The organism is Planobispora rosea (assembly GCF_014648175.1).
GTDB lineage: Bacteria > Actinomycetota > Actinomycetes > Streptosporangiales > Streptosporangiaceae > Planobispora > Planobispora rosea.
The window spans coordinates 15,529-38,627 of the sequence record NZ_BMQP01000038.1 but is presented as its reverse complement, the minus strand read 5'-3'; the positions used below and the strand labels follow the sequence as shown (position 1 = coordinate 38,627).

Genomic DNA, 23,099 nt, shown 5'->3' with positions numbered 1-23,099 from the left:
GTCACTGCCCGAGGACGAAGGTGATCGGTGTCCGTCCCCCGAGCTTGATGCTGCCGGTGACGTGGACCTGCGACTGAAGGGACTGCGGTCCGCCCTGGGCCGACCAGTCGTAACCGGTCGGCGTGCGGCTGTTCCTGACCAGGTCGACGACCACGAGCCGGGGCCCCAGGCCGTTGAGGAAGTACCGGTCGGCGATGACCGGGTCGCCGAGGAGACTGGTCAGCGCCGCCTTGGTCAGCGGGTAGGGGCTGACGGAGGTCACCGTGCCGTGGAGCACGCCGTACCTGGAGACGGGGGCCGAGGCGACCGACAGGTCCACGGGACGACCCGGCTCGACGCCCGCCGCCGAGCCGGGTACGAAGAGCATGGCCAGCAGGCGGTCGTCGGGCGCGTCGGTCCGCTCGACGGTGGCCACCGTGGTGCCGTGCGACACCGCCTGGCCGTGGCCGATGGCGACGCTGACGACCCGCCCGGCGAAGGGGGCGCGGATCTCCTCCACCTTCCCCCTGGCCGTGACGACCTCTCCGAGGAGCTGACCGGCGCGCACGTCGTCGGCGGGGGCCACCCGGACGTCGCGCACCAGGCCGGTGAGCGTGCTGTGCAGCGGCGCCACGCCGAGCGGGCGGGTGAGCAACCCCTCCGCGCGGACCGTGTACGGCAGCCGCCCGGCGAACGCCCAGACCCCGGCTCCGGCGATCAGCGCCGTCACCACCAGCACGGCGATCCAGCCGCGTGGCCGGGCGAGTGAGGTCACCGAGTCCAGCTCGTCCGGTTCTCGCATGCGCTGCAGCGCTTTGAAACGGAACTGCATCGTTGGTTCCTTAAAGGGTGGACGGGCGGCTGCCGAGGACGAGTTCGCCCACGCTGCCCTCGGTGAGATAGTCGATGCCGCTGGCCGCGGCGAAGTCGCCCGCGTCGCCGCCGCCGAGCCCGCAGACCGACAGCCCCATCGCGGTGGCCACCAGGTAGATCGTCTGGTAGATCACGCCGACGTGTTTGAGCGTGAGGGAGTAGGCGATGGTCTCGTACTTCCAGCTGAGGCGGCCGAACCGGGCGGTGATCGTCAGCAGCACCTGGGGTTCGGCGTCCATCAGCGCCATCGACCGGGCCGCCTCCACCAGCCGCCGCACCGCGGGCGAGGGCTCGGCGACCAGCTCCAGCGCGTGATCTCCGGCGTGGTAGTGCCACAGCCCCGGCTCGACGCCGTCCACGTTGGTGACCAGCGGGTAGATCTCGTGCTCGTAGATCGCGCCCCCGGAGGGATAGGGACGGTTGGACAGGTCGAGACCGTGTTCGCCGTGCAGCACGGTCCGCTGCCTGACCGTGCGGTACAGCAGCTCGCCGAGCTGGTCCAGGGTGATGGGCCGGGAGTCGTCGTGCACCCTGACGGACCGGCGTTTCTCGATCACCTCGGTCAGCGGCGGATCGGCGGCGGCGACGGCCGCCAGGTCGGGGACGCGCAGCCGGACGCGCGGCCCGGTGCGGCGGTCGGGCGTGACCGGCGGCGCCGCCCCGTGCTCCAGGCCGCGGTAGCTGGCGCCGTACTGCGGTGACAGCCTGGTCCCCCTGGCCCTGGCGTGCGACCACAGGTCGTGGAAGTCCCACAGGGGGCCGCCGGGGCTCGCGGTGCCCGCCGGCTCCAGCAGGCCCGCCCCGGCGAACAGCCGCAGCAGCTCGGGTTCCTCGGCCGGGGACACGCCGCCGGCCAGGCGGCCCAGCAGCCCGGCCGTCTCCGGGGCGAGGTCGAGCACGCAGTGCCCGGTCGGCGCCTGGGCGAGCAGACCGCCGCCCTCGGCCCGGATCATGACGTACGGCGCCAGCCGTACCGGGACCGCGGGGTCGAGACGGACCGGCACGCTGACCGGGCCGCGTCCGACGGGCCGCAGCCGGGCCCGCTGCCGCCCGTCCGCCGACAGCAGGGCGTGCTCCAGGCGGCCCAGGACGTCGAGCCTGCGCAGCAGCACGTGCAGCAGCATCAGGTCGGTGGGTCCGCACTGGGCGGCGAGTTCCAGTTCGGAGGCGTCGCGGTCGGCGAGGGTCTGCGCCGCCTCCTTGAGCGCCGCGGGCGGCCGGGGGCCGAGCAGCGTGCCGGCCTCCTCGTTCGGGCACAGCCTGATCACCATCTGGTCGCGCGTCGCGGTCCCCATCAGAAGAACACACTTCTGGGGTTGAAGCCGTCCTCGGTGGTGGGCTGATCGAGCCAGCCGAGTTCGACGGGCACGTCGTACAGGCGGCCCGGGCCCAGCCGCCGCCAGAAGTGCCGCATGCCGGGGACGACGACCTTGACGACGTTGAGGTCGAGGTCGGGCTTGGACTGGTCGAGCACCAGCGTCTCCAGGCCGTGCGCGGCCAGGCGGGTCACGCACCCCTCCACCATGACCTTCAGGTCGTCGCCGGCGTCGAGGGCCGGGAGGGTCCGCGCGGTCGCCGCCGGGTCGGGGACGAGCCACGGTTCGGCCTCCACGGTGGCCTCACGCCACCACTCCAGGGTGCCCGGATCGTCCTCCAGGTAGATCGTGCCGCCGTCGGCGTCGCGCTGCTCGATCGCCGGAAGGAACTGGTTGACCTCGGTGATCGCCCGGATCAGGGCCAGCCGGGAGTCGAGGTGGGCGCCGAACCCGAGGACGATGTCCTGCACGGGGTGGTCGGTGCGGTGCGATACGCAGACATAGGCGGGGACGCCCAGGTCGGAGGTGATGTCCAGGACCCACAGGCTGCGTGAGGCGGCGGCGTAGAACTCGCGCAGCAGGTCGATGTAGGGGTCGCGGACCGAGTCCAGGTCGACCGCGGGGCGGCGTACCCGGTTGTACCACCACAGCGCGACGCTGTCCCGCTCGATCAGCTCGCACAGTCCCTGCAGGACCGCCTCCTCGACGGTGTTGCCGCTGGCGCAGCCGTTGGCGTCGCTGTAGCAGACGTAGCTGTCCTCGACGTCCGGGTGGCCGTACCAGGCGTAGGAGGCGGGCACGTGACGCACCCGCTGCTCGGTGAGCGACCACAGCGGCGACCAGTCCAGCGGCTGGTCGGGCCGGAGCGGCCGGGGCACCTTGTGCAGGCGGGTGTCCGGCCTGGCGTTCCACTCCAGCCGGGTGGCGAACTGCCGCTCGGAGAAGAGCATGAGGTCGTTGGGCGCGATCGCGGAGTCCGCGAGCTCGTCGAAGCTCGCGTGGACGACCGGTTCGTCGCCGCGCCACACCCCGCTGTAGCGCTCGATGGCCTCGCAGACCGCGCTGGTCTTGGCCTGGATGTCGGTGCGTCCCTTGCCGCCGCTCTGCCCGCGCAGGTTGCGCTTCAGCATGGCCAGGTTGTCCCTGGTCACCGCGAAGTTGTGGCCGGCGCTGTAGCTGCGGGTGATGCCGTTGTCGTCGCCGGACAGGCTGCCGAGCCGGGTGATCGCGCCGAGGAAGGGGCTGATGTGCCGCTCCAGCCGGTCGAAGGTCTCCTTGGGAGTCAGCACCCGGTAGCCGCCGTCCTGGCGGAAGTTCACCCGCCTGGAGACCAGCTCGACCCGCGGATCCCGGTCGGCGGTGATCGACGGGTCGCCGCACGCCGGGCACTGCGGCCGCCGTACCAGCTCATGGGTGGCGATCTCGAAGCTGCGGGTGTCCAGGGTGACCAGCCGCCCGTCGGCCAGTTCGGACGAGCCCGTCACCACGGACCTGGCCAGTTCCTCAGCCAGGAGCCCGGCGACGGTCCGGGCGCCGGAGGGCAGGCCCGCCAGCGATGTCCGGACGGGGTCGTCCCCGCGTTTGCGCTGCAGGTAGCTCTCCACCTGGCGGTTGCTCTCGACGCGCTGCGCCAGGCACTCCCAGCAGCCGGTACGGCCCGGCGTGAAGATCGGGCCGAACCACAGGGACAGGCCGCGCGGCTTGACCGGCAGCCACGACCGGCCCGCCCGCAGGAAGGCGGCGTTGAGGTCGCGCAGCGCCGGATTGAGGTAGTCGTCGGTGACCACCAGCGTGCTGCCGGGCGCGTCCGGGGCGATCGAGAGCTGCTTGGCCGGGTCCGACGGCCTGGCCCGCAGCCCGTTGTCCCGCAGGGCGGCCAGCACGGCGGTCGCGTCGGCGTCGCCGAGCGTGACGACGGCGATCGGGTGCTCCGCCATGAGCCGGTCCACACCTGCGGGGTCGGCCCCCGTGTAGTCCCAGTAGGCCAGTTCGGGCCCCGGCAGGTCGGGGCTGCCGTCGGCGAGGTGTCCCAGCGCGGCGTAGCGGTGGACGGCGAACAGCACCTGGGTGAAGGGCAGGCCGGTGACGGCGGCGATCTCCTCGACGCTGTGCCCGCCGTCCAGCAGCGGCAGGATCCGCACCGCGCTCTCACCCTCGACGACGTGACTCTGTTCCTCGGAAATCAAAAACGCCTGCGAGGTTCCGATGACTTCATGGGAAAAATGGGCTTTCAAGCGCGGGTGATGTACCACTGGATCCCTCCGAAGAAAATTCACCTATCGTCAGAGGTACTCGGTGGCCCGCGTCCGGGTAAATACGGAACCCATGCGGGCGTACGTACATACGTACGCCCGCGGCCCGCGATGCGTACCGGGATTCCTCCGCACCCTTTACCGGAGGCGGAGGATCAGTCATCCTGTAAGTGCTGATCAACGCCGAAGGGATGAGTATGAACCCGAAGAACATAGCCTTCGTGGTGACGATGATCTACAGTGCCGCCGTCGCCCTGCTTGCGATCTTCACTTCGTGGACGGTCACCGCGTGGGTCGCCATCCCGGGTGCGTTCCTGGTGGCAGGCCTCTATACGTGGGCGGCCATGAGCAGGCAGCGGCTCGGGTAGCCGTCTGGGGTCCGAGGGCGGGCCGGCCGGAACTCGTTCCGGCCGGCCCGCCCTTTTTGCGTCCCGCCGACATGACGAAGTACGGCTCCGCCCCGTAAACCGGCACCGACTTCAGGAAGTCTGCACGGAAAATCACCGGATTCCGGTCCCATCTGACTTAGGCGACGCGAAATCGGCGGTGACCGGAAAAGTGTAATTAAGCCCTTTGACAATGGAACGACGCGGCTGCCAGCCTCATTCGTGTAGGACGTCGGAACTGAACTCAGGGGTGCCGGTGAACAAGCGAATTCTTGTGATTCTCTCCGAGTACGGATACTGGTCCGAAGAACTCGTCGGCCCGTTGTCGGCGTTTGACGGGCAGGGGTACGAGGTGGATTTCGCCACCCCCACGGGGAAGCGGGCCCACGCGCTCCCGCCCAGCCTGGACGAGGGCTACGTCGATCCGCCTCTCGGCCGTACGGTGACCACCGCCGAGGTGGCCGCGCTGGGCCGCGAGCTGGAGGCGTCCGGTCGTCTCGACGACCCGCTGAACCTCGAGGCATGGGTGCCCGAACGCCCCTACAGCAGCGAACCCGACCACCTGCGGAAGCTGGAGGAGTACCACCGGCGGCTCGACCGGGTGGCGGCCGAGGTGGCGGACTACTCCGCGGTGGTGCTGGTGGGAGGCAGCGGCCCCATCGTCGACATGGCCAACAACCAGCGGGTGCACGACGTGATCCTCGCGTTCCTGCGGGCGGGCAAGCCGGTCGCGGCGGAGTGCTACGGCGTGGCCGCGCTGGCGTTCGCCAGGGACTGGGACGACCGCAAGAGCATCATCTGGGGCAAACACGTCACCGGGCACTGCAAGGAGTACGACTACAAGGACGGCACCGGATTCCTCGGCACGGACTTCGTCATGGGGCCGCCGCCGTACCCGCTGGAGTACATCCTGCGTGACGCCACCGGCCCGGACGGCGCCTACCACGGGAACTTCGGCAAGCCGGTGTCGGTGATCGTGGACTATCCGTTCATCACCGGCCGGTCCACCCCCGACTCCTTCCTCACCGGCCAGAAGGTGGTCGAGGTGCTGGAGCAGGGGCTGACCAGGTACGGCTGGTGAGATCCCGCCGATGACCGCGAAACAGGGCAAGTTCAAGATTCTGGAGCAGTTCGCCGCCGACGGCATGACCCTCATGTTCGGCAACCCGGGGACCGTCGAGCAGGGACTCCTCGACGCGCTCGACCAGACCCCCGGCTTCCGGTACGTCCTCACGCTGCAGGAGACCGTGGCGGCCGGGATCGCCGACGGCTACGCCCGCGCGGCCGGCGGGCCCGCCCTGGTGCAGCTGCACAGCGGCGTCGGCCTGGGCAACGCCGTCGGCATGCTCTACCAGTCGATGCGCGGGCACACGCCGCTGGTGGTCATCGCCGGTGAGGCCGGTGTCCGCTACGAGGCGATGGACGCCCAGATGGCGGCCGACCTGGTGGCGATGGCGCGCCCGGTGACCAAGCACGCCACCCGGGTGACCAGCTCGCAGTCGTTGCTGCGGGTGCTCCGCCGGGCCGTGAAGATCGCGATGACGCCTCCGCGCGGCCCGGTGTTCGTCTCCCTCCCGATGGACGTTCTCGACGAGCTCAACGACGAGCCCGTCGTCCCCGCGTCGATCCCGCTCACCGCGACCGCCCCGTCGGCGGGGACGGTGGCCGGGGCGGCCGAGCTGCTGGCGGGCGCGGAGCGGCCCCTCGTCCTCGTCGGCGACGGCGTCGGTCTCTCCGGCGCGCAGGCCGAACTGGTCAGGGTCGCCGAACTGCTCGGCGCCGACGTGTGGGCGGTGGACTCCTCCGAGGTCAACATGCCGGCGTCGCACCCGCTCGCCCGGGGACAGCTCGGCCACATGTTCGGCGAGCACAGCGCCGCCGTGACCGGCGTCGCCGACGCCGTGCTCATCGTCGGCACCTATGTGTTCCCCGAGGTCTTCCCGGCCCTGGACAGCCCCTTCCGGCCGGACGCGAAGATCGTCCACATCGATCTCAACGCCTATGAGATCGCCAAGAACTTCCCCGTGGACCTGGGGCTGGTCGCCGACCCCAAGGCCACGCTCGCCATGCTCGGGGCCGCCCTGGCCGAACGGCTGACCCCGGCCGATCTCAAGGCGGCCTCGGTACGGCGGGCCGTACGCGAGACCGAGGCCGGCCGGCGGCGGGCGCAGGTGGCGAGGGCCGACGTCACCGGGTCGACGCTGCGCGCCTTCCTGAAGGAGCTGGCGGCCGCGGCCCCGGACGACCTCGTCGTCTTCGACGAGGCGCTCACCGCCTCCCCGGCCATCGCCGACTACTTCCCCGCCGACCGGCCCGGGAGCTACTTCCTGACCAGGGGCGGGTCCCTGGGCGTGGGCATCCCCGGCGCGATCGGGGCCAAGCTCGCCCACCCCGGCCGGACCGTCGTCGGCTTCACCGGGGACGGCGGGGCGATGTACACCTACCAGGCGCTGTGGACGGCCGCGCGCTACGACGTCGGCGCCAAGTTCGTGGTCTGCAACAACGGCAAGTACAAGCTGCTCGACGACAACATCGAGCAGTACTGGAGGGAGCGGGACATCCCGCCGCACGCGTTCCCCTCCTCGTTCGATCTGTCCCATCCCCGGATCAGGTTCGCCGAGCTCGCCCGCGGGCTGGGCGTCGAGGGCATCCGGGTGGAGAAGCCGGAGCAGGCGGCCGAAGGGGTCCGCCGGATGCTCGCCTCTCCCGGGCCGTTCGTCGTCGACCTGTCCACCCTCCCCTAAGGAATCCCATGTCCTCTCAGGCGTCCCCCCGACCGTCCGGTCAGCCGTCCAGTCAGCTCAGTCAGGAGGCCGTCCGGCTTCTCGCCAAGGCGTGGTACGAGGCGCTCGACCGGCACGACGAACTCGCCGACGTGACCAGGTTCCTGGTGGACGACGGCCTGGAGATGCGTTTCCCGGAGGCCACGGCCCGCGGTCACGCCGGGTTCGCCGGCTGGTACGAGGCGGTCACCCACCGGTTCTTCGACGAGACGCACACGATCACCGAGGTCGAGGTGACGCCCGGCGCCACCGAGGCGACCGTGACCGTGCTGGTGAACTGGCAGGCCAGCGTCTGGAACCCGCCGAAGCCGCGGAGCGAGTGGCTGGGGTTCGACGCCGACCAGACCTGGATCGTGGTGCCCGGCGAGAACGGGCCGCTCATCAAGACCTACATCGTCAACGGCCTGGCGCCCATGCCGGGCTCCGCCTCGCTCTGATCACCCAGGCGACGGCTCACGAAGGAGTGGATGAACATGACCGCTGTGACACCCGAGCTGGTCGACGCCGCCTACGCGGCGCTGGGCTCGGGAGACCCCGCGCAGGTGGCCAGGTACTGGCACGAGGACATGCGCTGGTGCGTGCCGGGCAACCACCAGCTCGCCGGTTGGTACGAGGGCAGGGACGCCTTCCTCGGATTCATGGAGCGCGTGGGCAAGCTGTCCGGCGGCTCCTTCTCCATGGAGCGCGTCGCGGTGCTGACCGGCGGTGACTACTCGGCCGACGTCACCCACAACGTGGGGCGCCGGGCCGGTGCGACCGGGGCGGCCTCGCCGTACGACAGCCTCGACATCGACGTGGTCCACGTGCTGCGGTGGAGCGACGGCAGGGTGGTCGAGGGACGCGGGGCGATCTTCGGTGACGGCACCACCCGGTTCAACCAGTTCTGGTCCCAGCTGGACGCCGGCGGCGCCCGGATCAGCGGGTGAGCCCCATGGACGCTCGGGACATCCTGGACAGCTACTACCGGTACGCCAACGCGGGGGACTGGGATCGCTGGTGCGACCTGTTCGCCGACGACATGGTCATGGATGAACAGCTGGCCGGTCACATCGAGGGGGCGGCGACGCTGCGCTCGATGATGAGCGGAATGGGCGAGATGTACGCGTCCTTCCAGAACAATCCGCGTCACTTCCTGGTGGACGGGGAACAGGCCGCCGTCGTCTCCCGGATCGTCGCGGAGAGCGCCGCCGGCGAGCCCATCGAGGCCCAGGTGATGAACTACTTCCGCATCACTGACGGAAAGATCACCTACATGTCCAATTATCACGACACTGCCCCTTTTGGGGTCCTCAAGTAAGGAAAGGCACCATGTCCAACACCGATCTCGTGATGCGCATGTACGACTACTTCAACGAGGGCAACCTGAACGGGATCCGGGAGGAGCTCTTCCACCCCGAGATGGTCTGGCGGATGCCCGGCCACCACCCGCTGAGCGGCGAGCACCGGGGCGTCGACGAGGTGATGGCCTTCCTCGGGCAGCTGTTCCAGGCCGGTATCCGGGTGGACGACGTGCACTTCGGCGAGCTGGACAACGGCACCGTCGTGGAGAAGCACGTGGGCCACGGGAAGCTGGGCGCCGAGGAGGTGCTGTTCCCCACCTGCACCACCTACGGCGTACGGGACGGCAGGCTCGCCGACGTCCAGGTCCACACCGCCGACCAGCACCTGGTGGACCGTTACATGTGGAACCAGTTCCAGCTCAAGCCGGTCGGCGACCGCCTCCAGTAGCCGTTCGCGCGGAGACGGGGCCGACCCGTCTCCGCGCATCATGGGGAGTTCTGATGAGCGAGTTCGACTACATCATCGTCGGCTCCGGCGCGGCCGGAGGCACCCTCGCCTACCGCCTGACCGAGAACCCCGACGTGCGGGTCCTGCTCCTGGAGGCGGGCGACAGCACGATCCCGCCCGAGGTGGACGAGCCGGCGGCCTGGTTCAGGCTGCTGGGCGGCTCCGCCGACTGGGGGTACCGGAGCGTCCCGCAGCGGGGGCTCGGCGGGCGGGTGACCCACGAGCCGCGGGGCCGGGGCCCCGGAGGAAGCAGCAACCTCTACATCATGATGCACGTCCGGGGGCACCCCTCGGACTACGACAACTGGGCCTACCAGGGAGCGGCCGGCTGGTCCTACGCGGACGTGCTGCCCTACTTCGACAGGATCGAATCCCTGCAGGACGCGGCCGGTCCCGCGGCCGGGCCGCAGCGGATCACCGACGCGGGGCTGCACCGTCCCAACCCGGCGTCGCGGGCCTTCATCGACGCCTGCGTCGAGCTGGGCTACCCGGAGCTGAAGGACTTCAACTCCGGTGAGATGTCCGGAGCGGGCTGGCACCAGCTGGACGTCGCCGACGGCCGCCGCCAGGGGGTGCTGGCCTCCTACATCGAACCCGCGCTGCGCCGTCCCAACCTCACCCTGCGGACCGGCGCGCAGGCGACCCGGCTCCTGTTCGACGGGGACACCTGCGTCGGGGTGGAGTACCTCCAGCGGGAGCGACCGGCCGGGCTCCCCGGCCGGGACGTGGGCGAGGCGGGCGAACCCGGCCTGCACCGGGTGCACGCCGCGGCGGAGGTCATCGTCGCATGCGGCGCCATCGAGTCGCCCAAACTCCTCATGCTCTCCGGCCTGGGCGACCCCGCCCAACTGCGTCCCTTCGGCATCCAGGTGCGCCGGGCGCTGCCCGGTGTCGGCGCCAACTTCCACAACCACGTCCTCACCGGGCTCATGACCGAGACCCGCGCCGAACTCCCACCCCCGGCGCAGAACCTCTCCGAGAGCGCGCTGTTCACCGCGTCCGCGCCCGGACTGCCCGCCCCCGACCTGCAGCTGGCCTTCGTCCACGTCCCCTTCGACATCATCGTCGGCCGGGACCATCCGAACACGGTCAGCGTGCTGCCCGGAGTGGTCAGACCGGCTTCCCGGGGCTGGATCAGACTGGCCAGCCCCGATCCCACGGCCAAACCCCTGGTCAACCCCAACTACCTCGGCGACAGGTCCGACCTGGACCGCTTGGTCCAGGGAGTCCGGCTCGCCAGGGAGATCATGGGCACCCGCGCGTTCTCTCCCTGGAACAAGGGTGAACTGCGGCCGGGCGCCGCGGTGACCAGCGACACCGATCTCGCCGGGTTCGTCAGGAACACCGCCGACAGCTACCACCACCAGGCCGGCTCCTGCCGGATGGGCGTCGACGACCTGTCGGTCGTCGACCCCGAGCTCCGCGTCCACGGGATCGGCGGGCTCCGGGTGGTGGACGCCAGCGTCATGCCCGCCGTGCCGTCGGGCAACTGCCACACCGGCATCGTCATGATCGCGGAACGTGCCGCCGATCTGATCAAGGGAGCCCAGCATGGCTGATCTGACCGGTCACAGGATCGCGATCCTGCTGGAGAGCGACTTCTACGAACCCGAGATCTTCTACTACCAGCGGCGTTTCGCCGAGGAGGGCGCGCAGGTCCACTTCCTCACCCGGCTGTGGGGCCAGCCGTCGCTCACCTTCACCGGGCACGAGTACCGCGCGCCGTTCACCGTGGACCGCAGCCTGGAGAACATGAGCGACGAGGAGCTGCGGGGATACTCGGCGCTCGTCGTGCCCTCCGGGATGGTCTCCGACCGGTTGCGCTACACCGAGAACGTGGACGAACCGGCGCCGGCCGCCGCCCTGCTCCACCGGGCCTTCGCCGAACCCGCGCTGCTGAAGGGGATCATCTGCCACGGCATGTGGCTGGCGTCCACGATCCCCCAGGTCATCGGCGGCAGGAAGGTGACCTGCCACAACAACCTCGTCGGCGACGTGCGGAACATGGGCGCCGAGTACGTCGACCAGGACATCGTGGTCGACGGTGACCTCGTCACCGGCCGCACCGGCCAGCACCACCACCTGTTCGCCAGGACGATCATCGACCGGCTCGGGGCGGAGGCGACCGCATGAGGTGGTCGCACGTGGGTCTCAACTGCGCGGACCAGGTACGGACCGAGGAGTTCTACACCCGCTGGTTCGGCTTCCGCCGGGCCAGGGCGGTGCCGATCGACAACGGGGAGATCGTCTTCCTGCGGAGGGACGACGCCTACCTGGAGCTGTTCCCGGTCGGCGGCCGTACCGGCGCCGCCCGGGGAGACGGGCCGCCGGAACCCGGCACCATCCGTCACCTCGCCTTCCAGACCGACGACGTCGGGGCGTTCCTGCGCACGATGGGGGACGCGGCGGAGGTGACACTCGGCCCGCTCGGCTTCGACGAGGCGATCGAGGGCTGGCGCACCGTCTGGATCAGGGACCCGGACGGGGTCGTCGTCGAGGTCAGCCAGGGCTACCGCGACCAGGAACGTGAAGGGCACGACCATGTCTGACGTTATGAGTTTCACCTTCTCCGACACCATCGCGGGCACCGTCTCGCGTCACGACCCGGTGGGCCGGGCCTTCGGCCTGGTCACGGCCGACGGCCGGGAGTTCGAGATCTCCCTCGCCGGCGACCCGAGCGCCGAACTGCTGCGCAATCTGCAGGAGCCGTACGTCGACGCCAGCGGGCACATCGACGACATGCTGGAGGCCGGTCGCTTCCTGTTCGTCTACGGTGTCTTCTATCCCGAGGGCAGCCCGCCGCGGTTCGAGGCCAAACGCCTGATCTTCATGGACGGCAAGGCCGCCGAGTTCCGGTTCGAGGAGAAGAACTGGTGGGTCGACCAGCTTGAGAAGATAGCCGGTTTCTACCGGCAGGCGCAGTTCGGCGAGGGGCCGGTGGACTTCGCCGGCTACCGCACCGAGATCCGCCTGGGCGGTGAGAAGACCACCAGCCACGTGCAGGAGACCGACACGATCTCCCGGCTGGTGTACGGCATGGCCAGCGCCTTCCTGCTGACCGGCGACGAGACCTACCTGGAGGTCGCCGAGCAGGGGACGGAGTATCTGCGCGAGCACATGCGCTTCGTCGACCACGACGAGGACGTCATCTACTGGTACCACGGCCTGAGCGTCAACGGCGACACCGAGAAGAAGCTGTTCACCTCCGAGTTCGGCGACGACTACCACGCGATCCCGATGTACGAGCAGATCTACGCGCTCGCCGGGCCCGTGCAGACCTACCGGATCACCGGCGACCCGCGCATCCGGCGGGACGCGGACGCCACCGTCCGGCTGTTCGACAGGTTCTTCCTCGACCGGGAGCAGGGCGGCTACTTCTCACACGTCGACCCCATCCTGATGAGCCCCGACCACGAGTCCCTGGGGGAGAACCGGGAGCGCAAGAACTGGAACTCCGTCGGCGACCACGCGCCCGCGTACCTGATCAACCTCTATCTGGCCACCGGGGACCGGCGCTACGCCGACATGCTGGAGTACACCTTCGACACCATCGTCGAGCGCTTCCCCGACGACACGCACAGCCCGTTCGTGCAGGAGCGCTTCCACCGGGACTGGTCGCACGACACCACCCACGGCTGGCAGCAGAACCGGGCCGTCGTCGGGCACAACCTCAAGATCGCCTGGAACCTGATGCGGATGCACACCCTCCGCCCCAAGGACTCCTACCTCGGCCTGGCCACCGCCATCGGCGACACCATGCCCGCGGTCGGCAGCGACCGGCAGCGCGGCGGGTGGTACGACGTCGTGGAACGGGTCAAGGACGCCGGCCAGGAGGCCCACCACTTCGCCTGGCACGACCGCAAGGCGTGGTGGCAGCAGGAGCAGGCCATCCTGGCCTACCTCATCCTGCACGGGCTCACCGGCCGGGAGGACTTCCTGCGGGACGCGCGCCGGGCGGAGGCCTTCTACAACGCCTTCTTCCTCGACCACGACGAGGGCGCGGTCTACTTCAACGTGCTGGCCAGCGGCCTGCCGTACCTGCTCGGCACCGAGCGGCTCAAGGGCAGCCACTCGATGAGCATGTACCACTCGGCCGAGCTGTGCTACCTGGGAGCCGTCTACAACAACCTGCTCATCAGCGGGCGCCCGATGGACTTCTGGTTCAAGCCCCACCCCGACGGTTTCCCCGGCCGCGTCCTGCGGGTGGCGCCCGACCTGCTCCCCGCCGGCCGGGTGCGGATCACCGAGGTGGAGATCGACGGCTCCCCCCACGACGACTACGACGCCCAGGCGCTGACCGTCCGGCTTCCCGAGACGCCGCGCCAGGTGAAGGTCCGCGTCCGGCTCACCCCGGAGCAGGCGTCATGAGCAGCTTCGAGATGTCCCTGGGCCGCGTCGGAGACGCGACCACCGCGATCCTGGTCGGAGAGATCGACAGTGGTTCCGCCCACCAGCTGTTCGCCGTGCTCGTCCCGGGCGGCCAGATGCTGATCGATCTGAGTTCGGTCTCCTACGTGTCGAGCTCCGGGCTGCGCGCCCTGCTCCTGCTGCACCGGCAGGCGCGTGAGCAGGACACCAGGATGGCCATCACGGGGGTCGCGGACGAGGTCAGGTTCGTGATGGCGGCCACCGGTTTCCTGGACTTCTTCGAGATCGCCGAGGGTGTTCACCGATGACCGTCATCGACAGCAGGACGCGGATCGACTCCCATCCGACGCATCGGATCGCGGGGTACGAGGTTCGCACAGGCAGGCCGTACCCCTTCGGGGTCACCTCGGTTCCCGGCGGGCTCACCTTCTCGGTGTACTCCGACCGGGCCAGGTCGATGACGCTCGTGCTGTTCGAGCGCGGCAAGGACGAGCCCCTGGCCGAGCTGGAGTTCCCCGCGGACTTCCGGGTCGGAAGCGTCTTCTCGATGACCGTCTTCGGGCTGGACCCCGAGACGCTGGAGTACGGATTCCGCGCCGACGGCCCGTTCGATCCGGTCCGCGGCGACCGCTTCGACGCCAGCCAGATCCTGGTCGATCCGCACGCGCGGCTGATCTCCGGGCGCGAGGTCTGGGGCAGTCCGCCGAACCGGGACCGGATCTACCCCTACCGCTCCCGGCCGCTGCTGGAGGACTTCCACTGGGGCGACGACCGCCCGCCCGGCATTCCGATGGAAGAGCTGGTGATCTACGAGACGCACGTCCGCGGATTCACCAGGCACCCCTCGTCGGGCGTGTCGGCGCCCGGCACCTACGCCGGCCTCCGGGAGAAGATCCCCTACCTGCGGGAACTGGGGGTGAACTGCGTCGAGCTGATGCCGATCTTCGAGTTCGACGAGTTCGACAACCCGCACACCGACTCCGAGGGGAACCCGCTACGCAACTACTGGGGCTACAACACGCTGGGGTTCTTCGCGCCCAAGGCGGGCTACGCCGCAACCGGGAAGTACGGCATGCAGGCGGACGAGTTCAAGGCCCTGGTCAAGGAACTGCACAGGGCCGGCATCGAGGTGATCCTCGACGTGGTCTTCAACCACACCGCCGAGGGCAACGAGAACGGCCCGACGATCTCCTTCCGCGGGCTGGACAACACCACCTACTACATGCTCACCCCCGAGGGCTACTACTACAACTTCAGCGGCACGGGCAACACGATGAACTGCAACCACCCCGTGGTGCGCGGCTTCATCCTCGACTGCCTGCGTTACTGGGTCGCCGAGTACCACATCGACGGATTCCGCTTCGACCTGGCGGCGATCCTGGACAGGGCGGGGGACGGCACTCCGCTGCCGAACCCCCCGCTGCTGGAACAGCTCGCCTACGACCCCCTGCTCAGGAACTGCAAACTGATCGCCGAGGCGTGGGACGCGGCCGGTCTCTACGAGGTGGGCAGTTTCCCGAGCTACGGCCGCTGGTCGGAGTGGAACGGCAAGTACCGCGACACCGTGCGGAGATTCCTCAAGGGGGACTCCGGTGTGGTCGGCGAGCTGGCCACCCGGGTCATCGGCTCACCCGACCTGTACGACGGGCGCGGCGCCATCGCGTCGATCAACTTCGTCACCGCCCACGACGGTTTCACCCTCAACGACCTGGTGTCCTACAACGACAAGCACAACGAGGCCAACGGGGAGGGCAACGCCGACGGCGCGAACGACAACAACAGCTGGAACTGCGGCGTCGAGGGCCCGACGACGGACCCCGGCGTCAACGCGCTGCGGCTGCGTCAGATGAAGAACGCCATGGCGGTGCTCCTCACCAGCCAGGGCGTGCCCATGATCCTGTCGGGCGACGAGGTGGGCCGCACCCAGCTCGGCAACAACAACACCTACTGCCAGGACAACGAACTGTCCTGGTTCGACTGGACCCTGGGCGAGAGCAACCCGGAGCTGTTCAGGTTCGTCCGGCATCTGATCGCGTTCCGGCACGCGCATCCGGCGCTCCGCCCGGCCTGGCACCCGTACGACGCGGTGACCTGGCACGGAGTGCGGGCGGGGGAGCCCGACTGGTCCGCGGAGAGCCGGTTCCTGGCGGTCACCCGGCACGGCCCGGACGGCGACGTCGTCCACGTGGCGATGAACGCCCACTGGGAGGCGCACGACACGCAACTCCCGCAACCCCCGCCGGGACTGGAGTGGTGCCTGGCCGCCGACACCGCGGCGCCCGCCCCGCACGACGTCCATCCGGCCGGGACCGAACCCCCCCTGACGCACCCGGGCCGCTACCTCGTGGCACCGCGGTCGACGGTCATCCTCGTCGGCCGCGCCCCGTCTGACCAACCCCCGGAAAAGGAGTCCCCATGGCTTTCACCGCTTCCTTCGCCCTGAACGGCGGCGTCGCCGACATCGAGCTGACCGGCGAGCTGGACGCGTCGACCGCCTACGCCTTCCACGACACGATCGAGCAGGCCGCGGCCGGGAGGGTCACGAGCATCGTCATCCAGATGCGGAACCTGACCTACATGTCGAGCGCCGGACTGCGCTCGCTGATGTTCGCGCAGCAGAAGCTGGGGGAGGACGTGCGCATCACCATCGCCGGGGCCGCCGAGTCGGTCGCCCGGATCATCCGGCTGACCGGACTGGACCGGAATCTCGTCCTCGTCGACGGGTGAGGCCGATGAGTCCGCTACGTTGCCGCCTCCGGCTGCCCGCCGCGCTGCCGTCGCTGGAGCAGCTGGCCGACCACGTCCTCTCGCTCGCCAGGAGGGCGCGGCTACCGAAGGAGGCGACGTACCGGCTGCGCCTGGCGACCGACGAACTCGCCACCAACATCATCGTCCACGGATACGCCGGACGCGGGGGTGAGTTCGCGGTCTGCTGCGGGACGAGCGGGGAGTCGGTCTGGGTCCGCCTGGAGGACGACGCGCCGCCCTTCGACCCGCGGCGGGGACTGTCGGACCCGGAGCTCGACGTCCCGCCGGCGGAACGCCGGATCGGCGGGCTCGGGATCTTCCTGGCGCTGCGGGCTCTCGACGACTTCGCGTACATGTTCGTGGACGGCGTCAACACCAGCACGCTCATGGTCCACCGACACGTGAAAGCAGAATGGTGAAGAGCGCCGTGCTCGTCGTCAAGAGGCCGGGTACCGTGCCTCGGGAGCTGCTGCGAGCTCTGCAGGCGCTGGACATGACGGTGGAGACCTGGACGTCGGGCCAGATACTCGACCCGGCCGCCGGCCGGGCACCGCGCGGCGACATCCTCCTGGCGTCGTCGGCGCTCTCCCCGCAGACGATCAAGGCGGTCGGCGGACGGTTCGAAGGAGTGCCGCACGTCGTCGCGGTCTTCGCCGACGACGACTTCGACACCCTGGAACCGCACGTCAGAGGAGGACTCGACTACATCGTCCCGCCCTTCCTCCCGGTCCTGGTCGGTGCCCGGATGGGCACCTGCCTGGAGCGGGCCAGGGCCGAGGCCCGCGCGGACCTGCTGGGCTACGAGCGCGAACTGCAGATCGGCAGGGAGATCCAGCGGGGGTTCCTCCCCGAGACGCTCCCCACCAGGCCGGGATGGGACCTCGATGTGCGCTTCGACCCGGCGCGGAAGGTCGCGGGCGACTTCTACGACGTGTTCGAGCTGGTCAACAGGCGACGGCTGGCGCTGGTCGTCGCCGACGTCTGCGACAAGGGCGTGGGCGCGGCTCTCTTCATGGCGCTGATCCGCAGCCTGCTCCGGCACACGGCCGAGCACAGCGGTCTGCAGAGCCTGATCGTCGACCAGGCCGCCATGGCCGGCGACGGCCGGGTGATCCCCGTGGTCGGCGCGACGCCGCTGATGAACGCGGTCACCGGCACCAACGGCTACCTCACCCGCAACCACATGCGGCAGGGCTATTTCGCCACGATGTTCTTCTGCGTCCTGGACCCGGTCACCGGGAGTCTCATCTACATCAACGGGGGGCACAATCCACCGGTCGTGATCAGCGGATCGGGCGAGCCGTTCAGGTTCCTCGAACCCACGGGACCGGCCGTGGGCGTCGTGCCCGACTGCGACTTCTCACTCGGGTCCGTCGCGATCGACGTCGGCGACACCCTGTTCGTCTACACCGACGGCGTGACCGAGGCGCGCAACGGCGCGGGGGAGTTCTTCGGCGAGGAACGGCTCCTCGCCCTGCTGCGGGAACCGGCGGCGTCGGCGACGAGGCTCCTGGACCGGGTCGAGACCTCGGTCCGCGGATACGTCGGCAAGGCCGAGCAGTCCGACGACATCACGATGATGGCGGTCCACCGGCGGGAGGAGGAATGACGGAGGTGATCACGATCCACTCCTTCCGGGGCGGCACCGGGAAGTCCACGACGATAGCGAACATGGCGCTGCTCATGGCCGTCGCCGGCCGCCGGGTGGCCCTCGTCGACATGGACATCCAGTCGCCCTCGACGGCCATCCTGTTCGACATCCCGGACTACGGCTCCCGGTTCTCGCTGGCCGACTACCTGGTGGGCCGGTGCGAGATAGAGGACGCCGCCTACCACCTGCCGGGATCGGGGGACGACGTGTCGGCGCTCTTCCTGATCCCCGCGCTCACCGACGCCGCCCGCATCGGTGAGGTGCTGGCCAAGGGGTACGACGTCGGGCTGCTGGGCGAGGGATTCGACAGGCTCATCGCCTCCCTCGACCTCGACGTGCTGCTCCTGGACACCCATTCGGGGATCAGCAACGAGACCGTGACGGCCCTGGCGAGCTGTGACAAGCTGCTCGTCCTCACCAGGCCCGACCGCCTCGACCTGGCCTGCGCGGAGGAGACCCTCTCGCTCGCCGCCCGGCTGGGCTGCCCGGACCCCGTCCTGGTGATGAACATGGCGCCCGGCGGCGCCGTACCGGACGAGATGCTCAGGCACGCGGAGCTCGTGTACGGCGTGCCGGTGAGCGTGGTTCTTCCCTACTCCCCGGCGCCGGTGGAGATCACCGGCGCGGACCGACCGGAACACCGGCTGATCGCGGGCTACCACCAGATCGTCTCACTGATCGTCGGTTCCGCCGACTGATGTCACCGAGGTGGAGATGAAGAGCATTCCCGCCATCGCCCTGGCCGGGGGCCAGGGGCTCCGGGCCAGGCCGCTGACGCTGAGCGCGCCCGGCTGCGTCCGGAGCAAGGCGGTGTTGCGGATAGCGGGCCGTACCCTCATCGAATGGGCCGTGGAGTCGTTGCGCGGTCAGGGGGTGCGGGAGCTCTTCGTGGCGGCGAACGGGAACGCGAACCGGTCCCAGATCCAGGCGACGGTGGGCGACGGCCGGCGGCTCGGCGTCGCGGTCCAGTACTCCAGGAGCCGGTTCGACCACGACAACACCGGTTCCGGGCAGGCGACGCTGCACTCGCTGGAGCACTGGGACCTGTCGGGGCCGGCGCTGGTCTTCCCCACCGACTCCGTCTTCGACTTCGACCTCGCCGCGATGGCGCGCGCGCACCGGGAGGCGGGGGCCGCGGTCACCGTCGCCACGGTGCCGCGCCCGCCCGCCGAGGCGGCGGGGAAGTACGGCGTGCTGCGCCGCGACACGCGAGGCATGGTCACGAATTTCGTGGAGAAGCCGACTCCCGCCGTCGCCGGGATACTGGCCGACCGGGCATCGGGCGGGCTGGAGACCAACGCGGGCATGTACCTGATCGACTGCGACCTGCTGCGGACGGCGGCCAGGGAACCGGCGCTGCGCGACACGGCCCGGAACCGCCTCGACTGGGGCACCGACCTGCTGCCGTGGCTCGTCTCGCGCGGGTTCCGCGTCACCTCCCACCCGATCACCAAGTTCGGCGACCTCGGCAATCCCCGCGACTACCTCCAGACCCTGCGCGAGGTGCTCAGGGACGGATATCCGCTGCTGAGCGACCGGAACGGACCCGAGGTCGAGATCTTCCCCGGGGGGGTCCGCATCCACGAGAGCAGCCTCTGCCTCAAGGACGAGATCTCGGGCAAGACCCTCGCGGAGAAGATGTCCGACGGCACGGTGCTGATCGGCCCGCACGTGCGGATCGGCAGGGCCGTCGAGATCGGGCCCGGCACTGTGCTCGCCGACTCCGACATAGGCGACGGCGTCGACATCGGGCCCGGCAGTGTCCTGCGCGGCGTCTCGTGCGGCGACCACAGCATCATCGGGCCCGGCGCGATGATCACCGATGCCTTCCTCGGAGAGATGGTCCGCATCAGATCGGCCCCGGACCGTCCCGTCACGCTCGCGGACTTCTGCGCGCTCGGTGACGAGGTCGACGTCCACGCCGGGGTCGGCCTGCGGGGAGTCAACGTCTTCCCGCGACTGACCGTCACCGCTGACGCCCGGATTCCTCCGGGCGTCAGCCTGGCCGACTCCCGCGACCTGCTGCGGTGGCGGTGAGCCCGGCCGCTCAGCCGGTCTCGACGGCCGCCGTCTGCCGCCAGATCCTGCCTTCCCTGAGCACCAGAGTCCCCAGGGTGCAGTACGCCGTCCCGGCCAGGCTCATCACCGCCCGATAGAAGATGACGTCGTCGGTCTCCGCGTAGTGGACGAGTTCGACGAGTTCGGGTTCCAGCGCCATGTAGTCGGCGAACATCTCCCGGATCTCGGCCTCGCCGTCCGCGGTCCGGTCGAAACGGACGACCACGGCGTCGGGGCTGTAGTTCGCGAGCAGCCCGTCCAGATCACGCGCCGCCAGAGCCGCGAGCTGCCGGTCCAGAGCCGGGTGGAGCCGGGAGAAGTTCAAACTGGTCATGGGTACTCCGTTGTCTCATCGGGGCGGGACGGCCCGGACCGGCTGACCGCGCATTTTCCCGATCATGGTGATGGCCTGCGCGACCGAGACGAGGGTGACGTGGTGGTGCCAGCCGCGGAAGGAACGTCCCTCGAAGTCGCCGATGCCGAGCGGCCGGCAGACGCCCGTGAGATCCTTGGCGACCCGCTGCGTCAGGCCGGCCGCGCGGAACAGCGCCGCGGGCGGCAGCTGGTCGATGTTGGAGATCCAGTATTCGCCGCCCCGCTCGACCCACGCGCCCAGTAAGACAAAAGGGCGGGATCGCCCCTCGGCGGAACCCGGCGGCAGCGGAAGGCAGACACGTGTGTCCAGCAGGGCCGTCGGTTCCTGACTGTAGGGGCGGTTGCGCTCCGGCCAGCCGAGCGAGTTCAGCTGGCTTTTGAGGGATTCGAGCAGGTGGCGGGCGGAGACCCAGTGTTCCCCGCCGGCAGCGGGTTCGGGACCGGCCGCCCGCACCGTGGTCGAGCCGCTCACCCGCAGGATGAAGGGGATGCTCCGGGAGGCCAGTTCGTGGCTCACCGTGAACAGATCGGTTTCGTGGACCTCCATGACCACCGGTTGCCTGCGCAGCCCCCATTCCTCGGCGATGTTGACGATCGCGTCGACGGCGCACTGGGTCGGCGTCAGAGACCTGACGTGACCGGGGATGGCCGCCCGATCGCGCTGCTCCGGTTCGCTGGTCCACTGCGGGGGAAGGGCGAGCTGCCAGTCGATCGGGCAGCTCACCCGCTCGGAGGCCAGCCAGATCCCGACGCTCTGCTGGCAGTTCGTGACCTTGCCCAGGCGGGGGACGAACTGCCGCTCCACTCCCACGGAGTGCGCGCCCGACTTCGGGATGACCAGCGGCTCCACGATCCACGCCTGCGGACGCAGCAGGTAGTCGAGATGGCGGGCCAGCGCGTGGCGGACGGGAACCCATTTCCACGGCGATTTGCTGATGAACTGCTGCAGGCTCTGCTCGATGGTGCCCCCGTCGTGCCCCGCGATCTTCCGCATGGTTTTCCTGCCGTCCACGGAAAGGAGACCCCGGATGTATATCTCCGCCCAGCGGCGCTGATCGCTGCGGAGCATGGAGGCGAAGGCGATTTCACAAAGATCGTTGACGAGATCCGAGAAGATCGGAGTGGAAGTGTGCGGAGCGGAAGTGTGTGGAAGGGAAGTGTGTGGAAGGGAAGTGTGAGGAACGGAAGTGTGCGGAGTGGAGGTGTTCGGAACGGAAGCGTTCGGAACAGGAGTGAGACTTTGCATCATTCCCCGCGTTGGCTAGCCCCCGAACGTGCATGACAGTGCATGATGATCTGGTTGAACCCTGGGTGGAGTTAAGGTTGCACGGGTCTGATCCACTCGGATAGCGTTGGTTTCTCTGGAACGGATATCCCTCGCGTCTAGCTTGCATCATCCGGGGGAACGGGAGTGGATGCTCAAGGAGCAGAATCCTGTAGTGCAGGATCCTGGCGGGGGGGCATGGCACGGAGATGTGTGCGGAGAGCGGCGACGAGGATCTCATCGGCCCAGGCCTCTGCGACGAGGGGACGCGCGTCTATGTCGCGGCGGTCGAGCGTGGCCGCGTGTCGAAGGGTGAGCTGACCCGGTGCCTGGTCGAGCTGGGTCTCCTCCACCCGCTGTCGGACCATTCGGATGTCTGGGTGCCGCTGCGCCCCTCGTCGGCCGTGATCCGGCTCTCCCGGCCGCTCAACGACGAGATAAAGGAGCGCGAGGAATGGATTCACCGCCTGCACGCGGTGCTGGCGCCGCTGGAAGCGGTGTATTCCGCGACCCAGCAGCGCCAGCAGCACAACTGGCTGATCATTCACGCTGACCCGCGGGCCGTCGAGGCGGCCCTGGAAGAATGTCTGTCCGGCAGCCGGGAAGAATTGCTCCTGACGCAACTGGGGAACGGCGGGGACGCCCACCCGCTCACCCTGACCTACGGGCAGATGCAACCGCTGTTCCGGCGCGGTGTCGGCAGCAGAATCATCTATCAACACGCGGTGAGATTCAATCCGCGCACCTTGGAATTCATGCGCCTGGTTTCCGGCCGGGGTGGTCAGGTGCGAACCCTTCCCTCGGTCGTGGACCGTTTGGTCATCGTGGACCGGGAGGTCGCGTTCATTCCGGCCGATCTGGAGCTGAGATCCGTCCTGGAAATACAGCACCGCGGGCTGGTCAGGTTTCTCGCGGACGTCTTCGAGCGTGACTGGTGGCAGGCGACTCCGGTGGACGTGAAAAATTTCATTTCCACCAGCAAGGAGTCGATGTCCCAGCTTCAGCACGCGATACTCCGGCTGCTGGTGGAGGGTCACACCGACGACGCCATCGCCCGCCGGATGGGACTCAACGTCCGCACCTGCCGCGGGCACATCGCGAAGATCTCCAAGCAGCTGGGCAGCAACAGCAGGGCCCAGCTCGGCTATCTCATCGCCACCTCCGGCCTGCTCTCCTGGGACACCGTCACGTAGCCCGGGACGGGCGGTGACGGCGTCGGGCGACGCAACCGACCGGCAGGGTGTCCGCGTGGAGGCGG

Annotated in this window: 24 protein-coding genes; 19 read left to right on the top strand and 5 right to left on the bottom strand. The window is 69.4% G+C overall.

The window, feature by feature from the left end; translation table 11 throughout:
• Position 1 precedes the first annotated feature (1 nt).
• Genes IEZ08_RS29570 through IEZ08_RS29560 form a run of 3 tightly spaced genes read right to left on the bottom strand, consistent with a single transcriptional unit; the run spans position 2 to position 4,420 of the window.
• The gene (locus IEZ08_RS29570) at positions 2–811 is read right to left on the bottom strand and encodes a biotin/lipoyl-containing protein (protein ID WP_189243415.1); all 810 of its coding nucleotides are present in this window, start codon (positions 809–811) and stop codon (positions 2–4) included.
• Between the two features lie 10 nt (positions 812–821).
• Positions 822–2,147: a SagB/ThcOx family dehydrogenase gene (locus tag IEZ08_RS29565; RefSeq protein ID WP_068926291.1), complete on the bottom strand. Its 1,326-nt coding sequence runs from the start codon at positions 2,145–2,147 to the stop codon at positions 822–824.
• Positions 2,147–4,420, bottom strand: a complete 2,274-nt coding sequence (locus IEZ08_RS29560; protein WP_068926289.1) for a TOMM precursor leader peptide-binding protein — start codon at positions 4,418–4,420, stop codon at positions 2,147–2,149. The genes IEZ08_RS29565 and IEZ08_RS29560 overlap by 1 nt, the downstream gene beginning before the upstream one ends.
• A gap of 170 nt (positions 4,421–4,590) precedes the next feature.
• Between IEZ08_RS29560 and IEZ08_RS29555 the strand changes: the two genes are divergently transcribed.
• From IEZ08_RS29555 to IEZ08_RS29470, 18 genes are all read left to right on the top strand, one after another.
• Complete coding sequence (locus IEZ08_RS29555; protein WP_068926287.1) at positions 4,591–4,788, top strand: hypothetical protein; 198 nt, start codon at positions 4,591–4,593, stop codon at positions 4,786–4,788.
• A 274-nt stretch (positions 4,789–5,062) separates the two neighbouring features.
• Positions 5,063–5,887: a type 1 glutamine amidotransferase domain-containing protein gene (locus IEZ08_RS29550; RefSeq protein ID WP_068929110.1), complete on the top strand. Its 825-nt coding sequence runs from the start codon at positions 5,063–5,065 to the stop codon at positions 5,885–5,887.
• Between the two features lie 10 nt (positions 5,888–5,897).
• Positions 5,898–7,550 (top strand): thiamine pyrophosphate-binding protein, encoded by a 1,653-nt coding sequence (locus tag IEZ08_RS29545; RefSeq protein ID WP_068926285.1) that lies wholly within the window; start codon positions 5,898–5,900, stop codon positions 7,548–7,550.
• A gap of 8 nt (positions 7,551–7,558) precedes the next feature.
• Positions 7,559–8,026, top strand: coding sequence for a nuclear transport factor 2 family protein (locus IEZ08_RS29540; RefSeq protein WP_068926284.1), 468 nt, complete (start codon positions 7,559–7,561; stop codon positions 8,024–8,026).
• Positions 8,027–8,062: 36 nt separating this feature from the next.
• A complete protein-coding gene (locus IEZ08_RS29535; RefSeq protein WP_068929109.1) occupies positions 8,063–8,515 on the top strand; it encodes a nuclear transport factor 2 family protein in 453 nt (150 codons plus the stop codon).
• A gap of 5 nt (positions 8,516–8,520) precedes the next feature.
• Positions 8,521–8,886, top strand: a complete 366-nt coding sequence (locus IEZ08_RS29530) for a nuclear transport factor 2 family protein (RefSeq protein ID WP_068929108.1) — start codon at positions 8,521–8,523, stop codon at positions 8,884–8,886.
• Between the two features lie 11 nt (positions 8,887–8,897).
• Positions 8,898–9,317: a nuclear transport factor 2 family protein gene (locus tag IEZ08_RS29525; RefSeq protein WP_068926282.1), complete on the top strand. Its 420-nt coding sequence runs from the start codon at positions 8,898–8,900 to the stop codon at positions 9,315–9,317.
• A 53-nt stretch (positions 9,318–9,370) separates the two neighbouring features.
• Positions 9,371–10,936: a GMC family oxidoreductase gene (locus tag IEZ08_RS29520; protein ID WP_189243414.1), complete on the top strand. Its 1,566-nt coding sequence runs from the start codon at positions 9,371–9,373 to the stop codon at positions 10,934–10,936.
• Positions 10,929–11,510: a DJ-1/PfpI family protein gene (locus IEZ08_RS29515; protein WP_189243413.1), complete on the top strand. Its 582-nt coding sequence runs from the start codon at positions 10,929–10,931 to the stop codon at positions 11,508–11,510. Before IEZ08_RS29520 ends, IEZ08_RS29515 begins: the two co-directional genes overlap by 8 nt.
• Positions 11,507–11,926 carry a VOC family protein gene (locus tag IEZ08_RS29510; RefSeq protein WP_068926276.1) on the top strand — a complete coding sequence of 140 codons (420 nt, stop codon included), beginning with the start codon at positions 11,507–11,509 and terminating at the stop codon, positions 11,924–11,926. Before IEZ08_RS29515 ends, IEZ08_RS29510 begins: the two co-directional genes overlap by 4 nt.
• Before the next feature lie 4 nt (positions 11,927–11,930).
• On the top strand, positions 11,931–13,745 hold the full coding sequence (locus tag IEZ08_RS29505) for an AGE family epimerase/isomerase (protein WP_203863530.1): 1,815 nt from the start codon (positions 11,931–11,933) through the stop codon (positions 13,743–13,745).
• Positions 13,742–14,053 (top strand): STAS domain-containing protein, encoded by a 312-nt coding sequence (locus tag IEZ08_RS29500; RefSeq protein WP_203863529.1) that lies wholly within the window; start codon positions 13,742–13,744, stop codon positions 14,051–14,053. Before IEZ08_RS29505 ends, IEZ08_RS29500 begins: the two co-directional genes overlap by 4 nt.
• On the top strand, positions 14,050–16,188 hold the full coding sequence (glgX, locus tag IEZ08_RS29495) for a glycogen debranching protein GlgX (protein WP_068926272.1): 2,139 nt from the start codon (positions 14,050–14,052) through the stop codon (positions 16,186–16,188). Before IEZ08_RS29500 ends, glgX begins: the two co-directional genes overlap by 4 nt.
• Positions 16,161–16,472, top strand: coding sequence for an STAS domain-containing protein (locus IEZ08_RS29490; protein ID WP_068926270.1), 312 nt, complete (start codon positions 16,161–16,163; stop codon positions 16,470–16,472). The genes glgX and IEZ08_RS29490 overlap by 28 nt, the downstream gene beginning before the upstream one ends.
• A 5-nt stretch (positions 16,473–16,477) precedes the next feature.
• Entirely contained in the window at positions 16,478–16,912 is a 435-nt protein-coding gene (locus IEZ08_RS29485) for an ATP-binding protein (RefSeq protein ID WP_189243412.1), read from the top strand.
• Positions 16,906–18,102, top strand: a complete 1,197-nt coding sequence (locus IEZ08_RS29480) for a PP2C family protein-serine/threonine phosphatase (protein WP_189243411.1) — start codon at positions 16,906–16,908, stop codon at positions 18,100–18,102. The genes IEZ08_RS29485 and IEZ08_RS29480 overlap by 7 nt, the downstream gene beginning before the upstream one ends.
• On the top strand, positions 18,099–18,842 hold the full coding sequence (locus IEZ08_RS29475) for a MinD/ParA family ATP-binding protein (protein ID WP_068926264.1): 744 nt from the start codon (positions 18,099–18,101) through the stop codon (positions 18,840–18,842). The genes IEZ08_RS29480 and IEZ08_RS29475 overlap by 4 nt, the downstream gene beginning before the upstream one ends.
• A 16-nt stretch (positions 18,843–18,858) precedes the next feature.
• A complete protein-coding gene (locus IEZ08_RS29470) occupies positions 18,859–20,181 on the top strand; it encodes a nucleotidyltransferase family protein (protein WP_068929106.1) in 1,323 nt (440 codons plus the stop codon).
• Between the two features lie 10 nt (positions 20,182–20,191).
• On the opposite strand, the gene IEZ08_RS29465 is transcribed toward IEZ08_RS29470, so the two are convergent.
• Positions 20,192–20,536, bottom strand: a complete 345-nt coding sequence (locus tag IEZ08_RS29465) for a nuclear transport factor 2 family protein (protein ID WP_068926262.1) — start codon at positions 20,534–20,536, stop codon at positions 20,192–20,194.
• Positions 20,537–20,551: 15 nt separating this feature from the next.
• Positions 20,552–21,823, bottom strand: coding sequence for an IS701 family transposase (locus tag IEZ08_RS29460; RefSeq protein ID WP_425312311.1), 1,272 nt, complete (start codon positions 21,821–21,823; stop codon positions 20,552–20,554).
• A gap of 227 nt (positions 21,824–22,050) precedes the next feature.
• Here IEZ08_RS29460 and IEZ08_RS29455 point away from each other — a divergent pair, with 227 nt between their 5' ends.
• Positions 22,051–23,034 (top strand): helix-turn-helix transcriptional regulator, encoded by a 984-nt coding sequence (locus tag IEZ08_RS29455; protein WP_068926257.1) that lies wholly within the window; start codon positions 22,051–22,053, stop codon positions 23,032–23,034.
• The last annotated feature ends 65 nt before the right edge of the window (positions 23,035–23,099 follow it).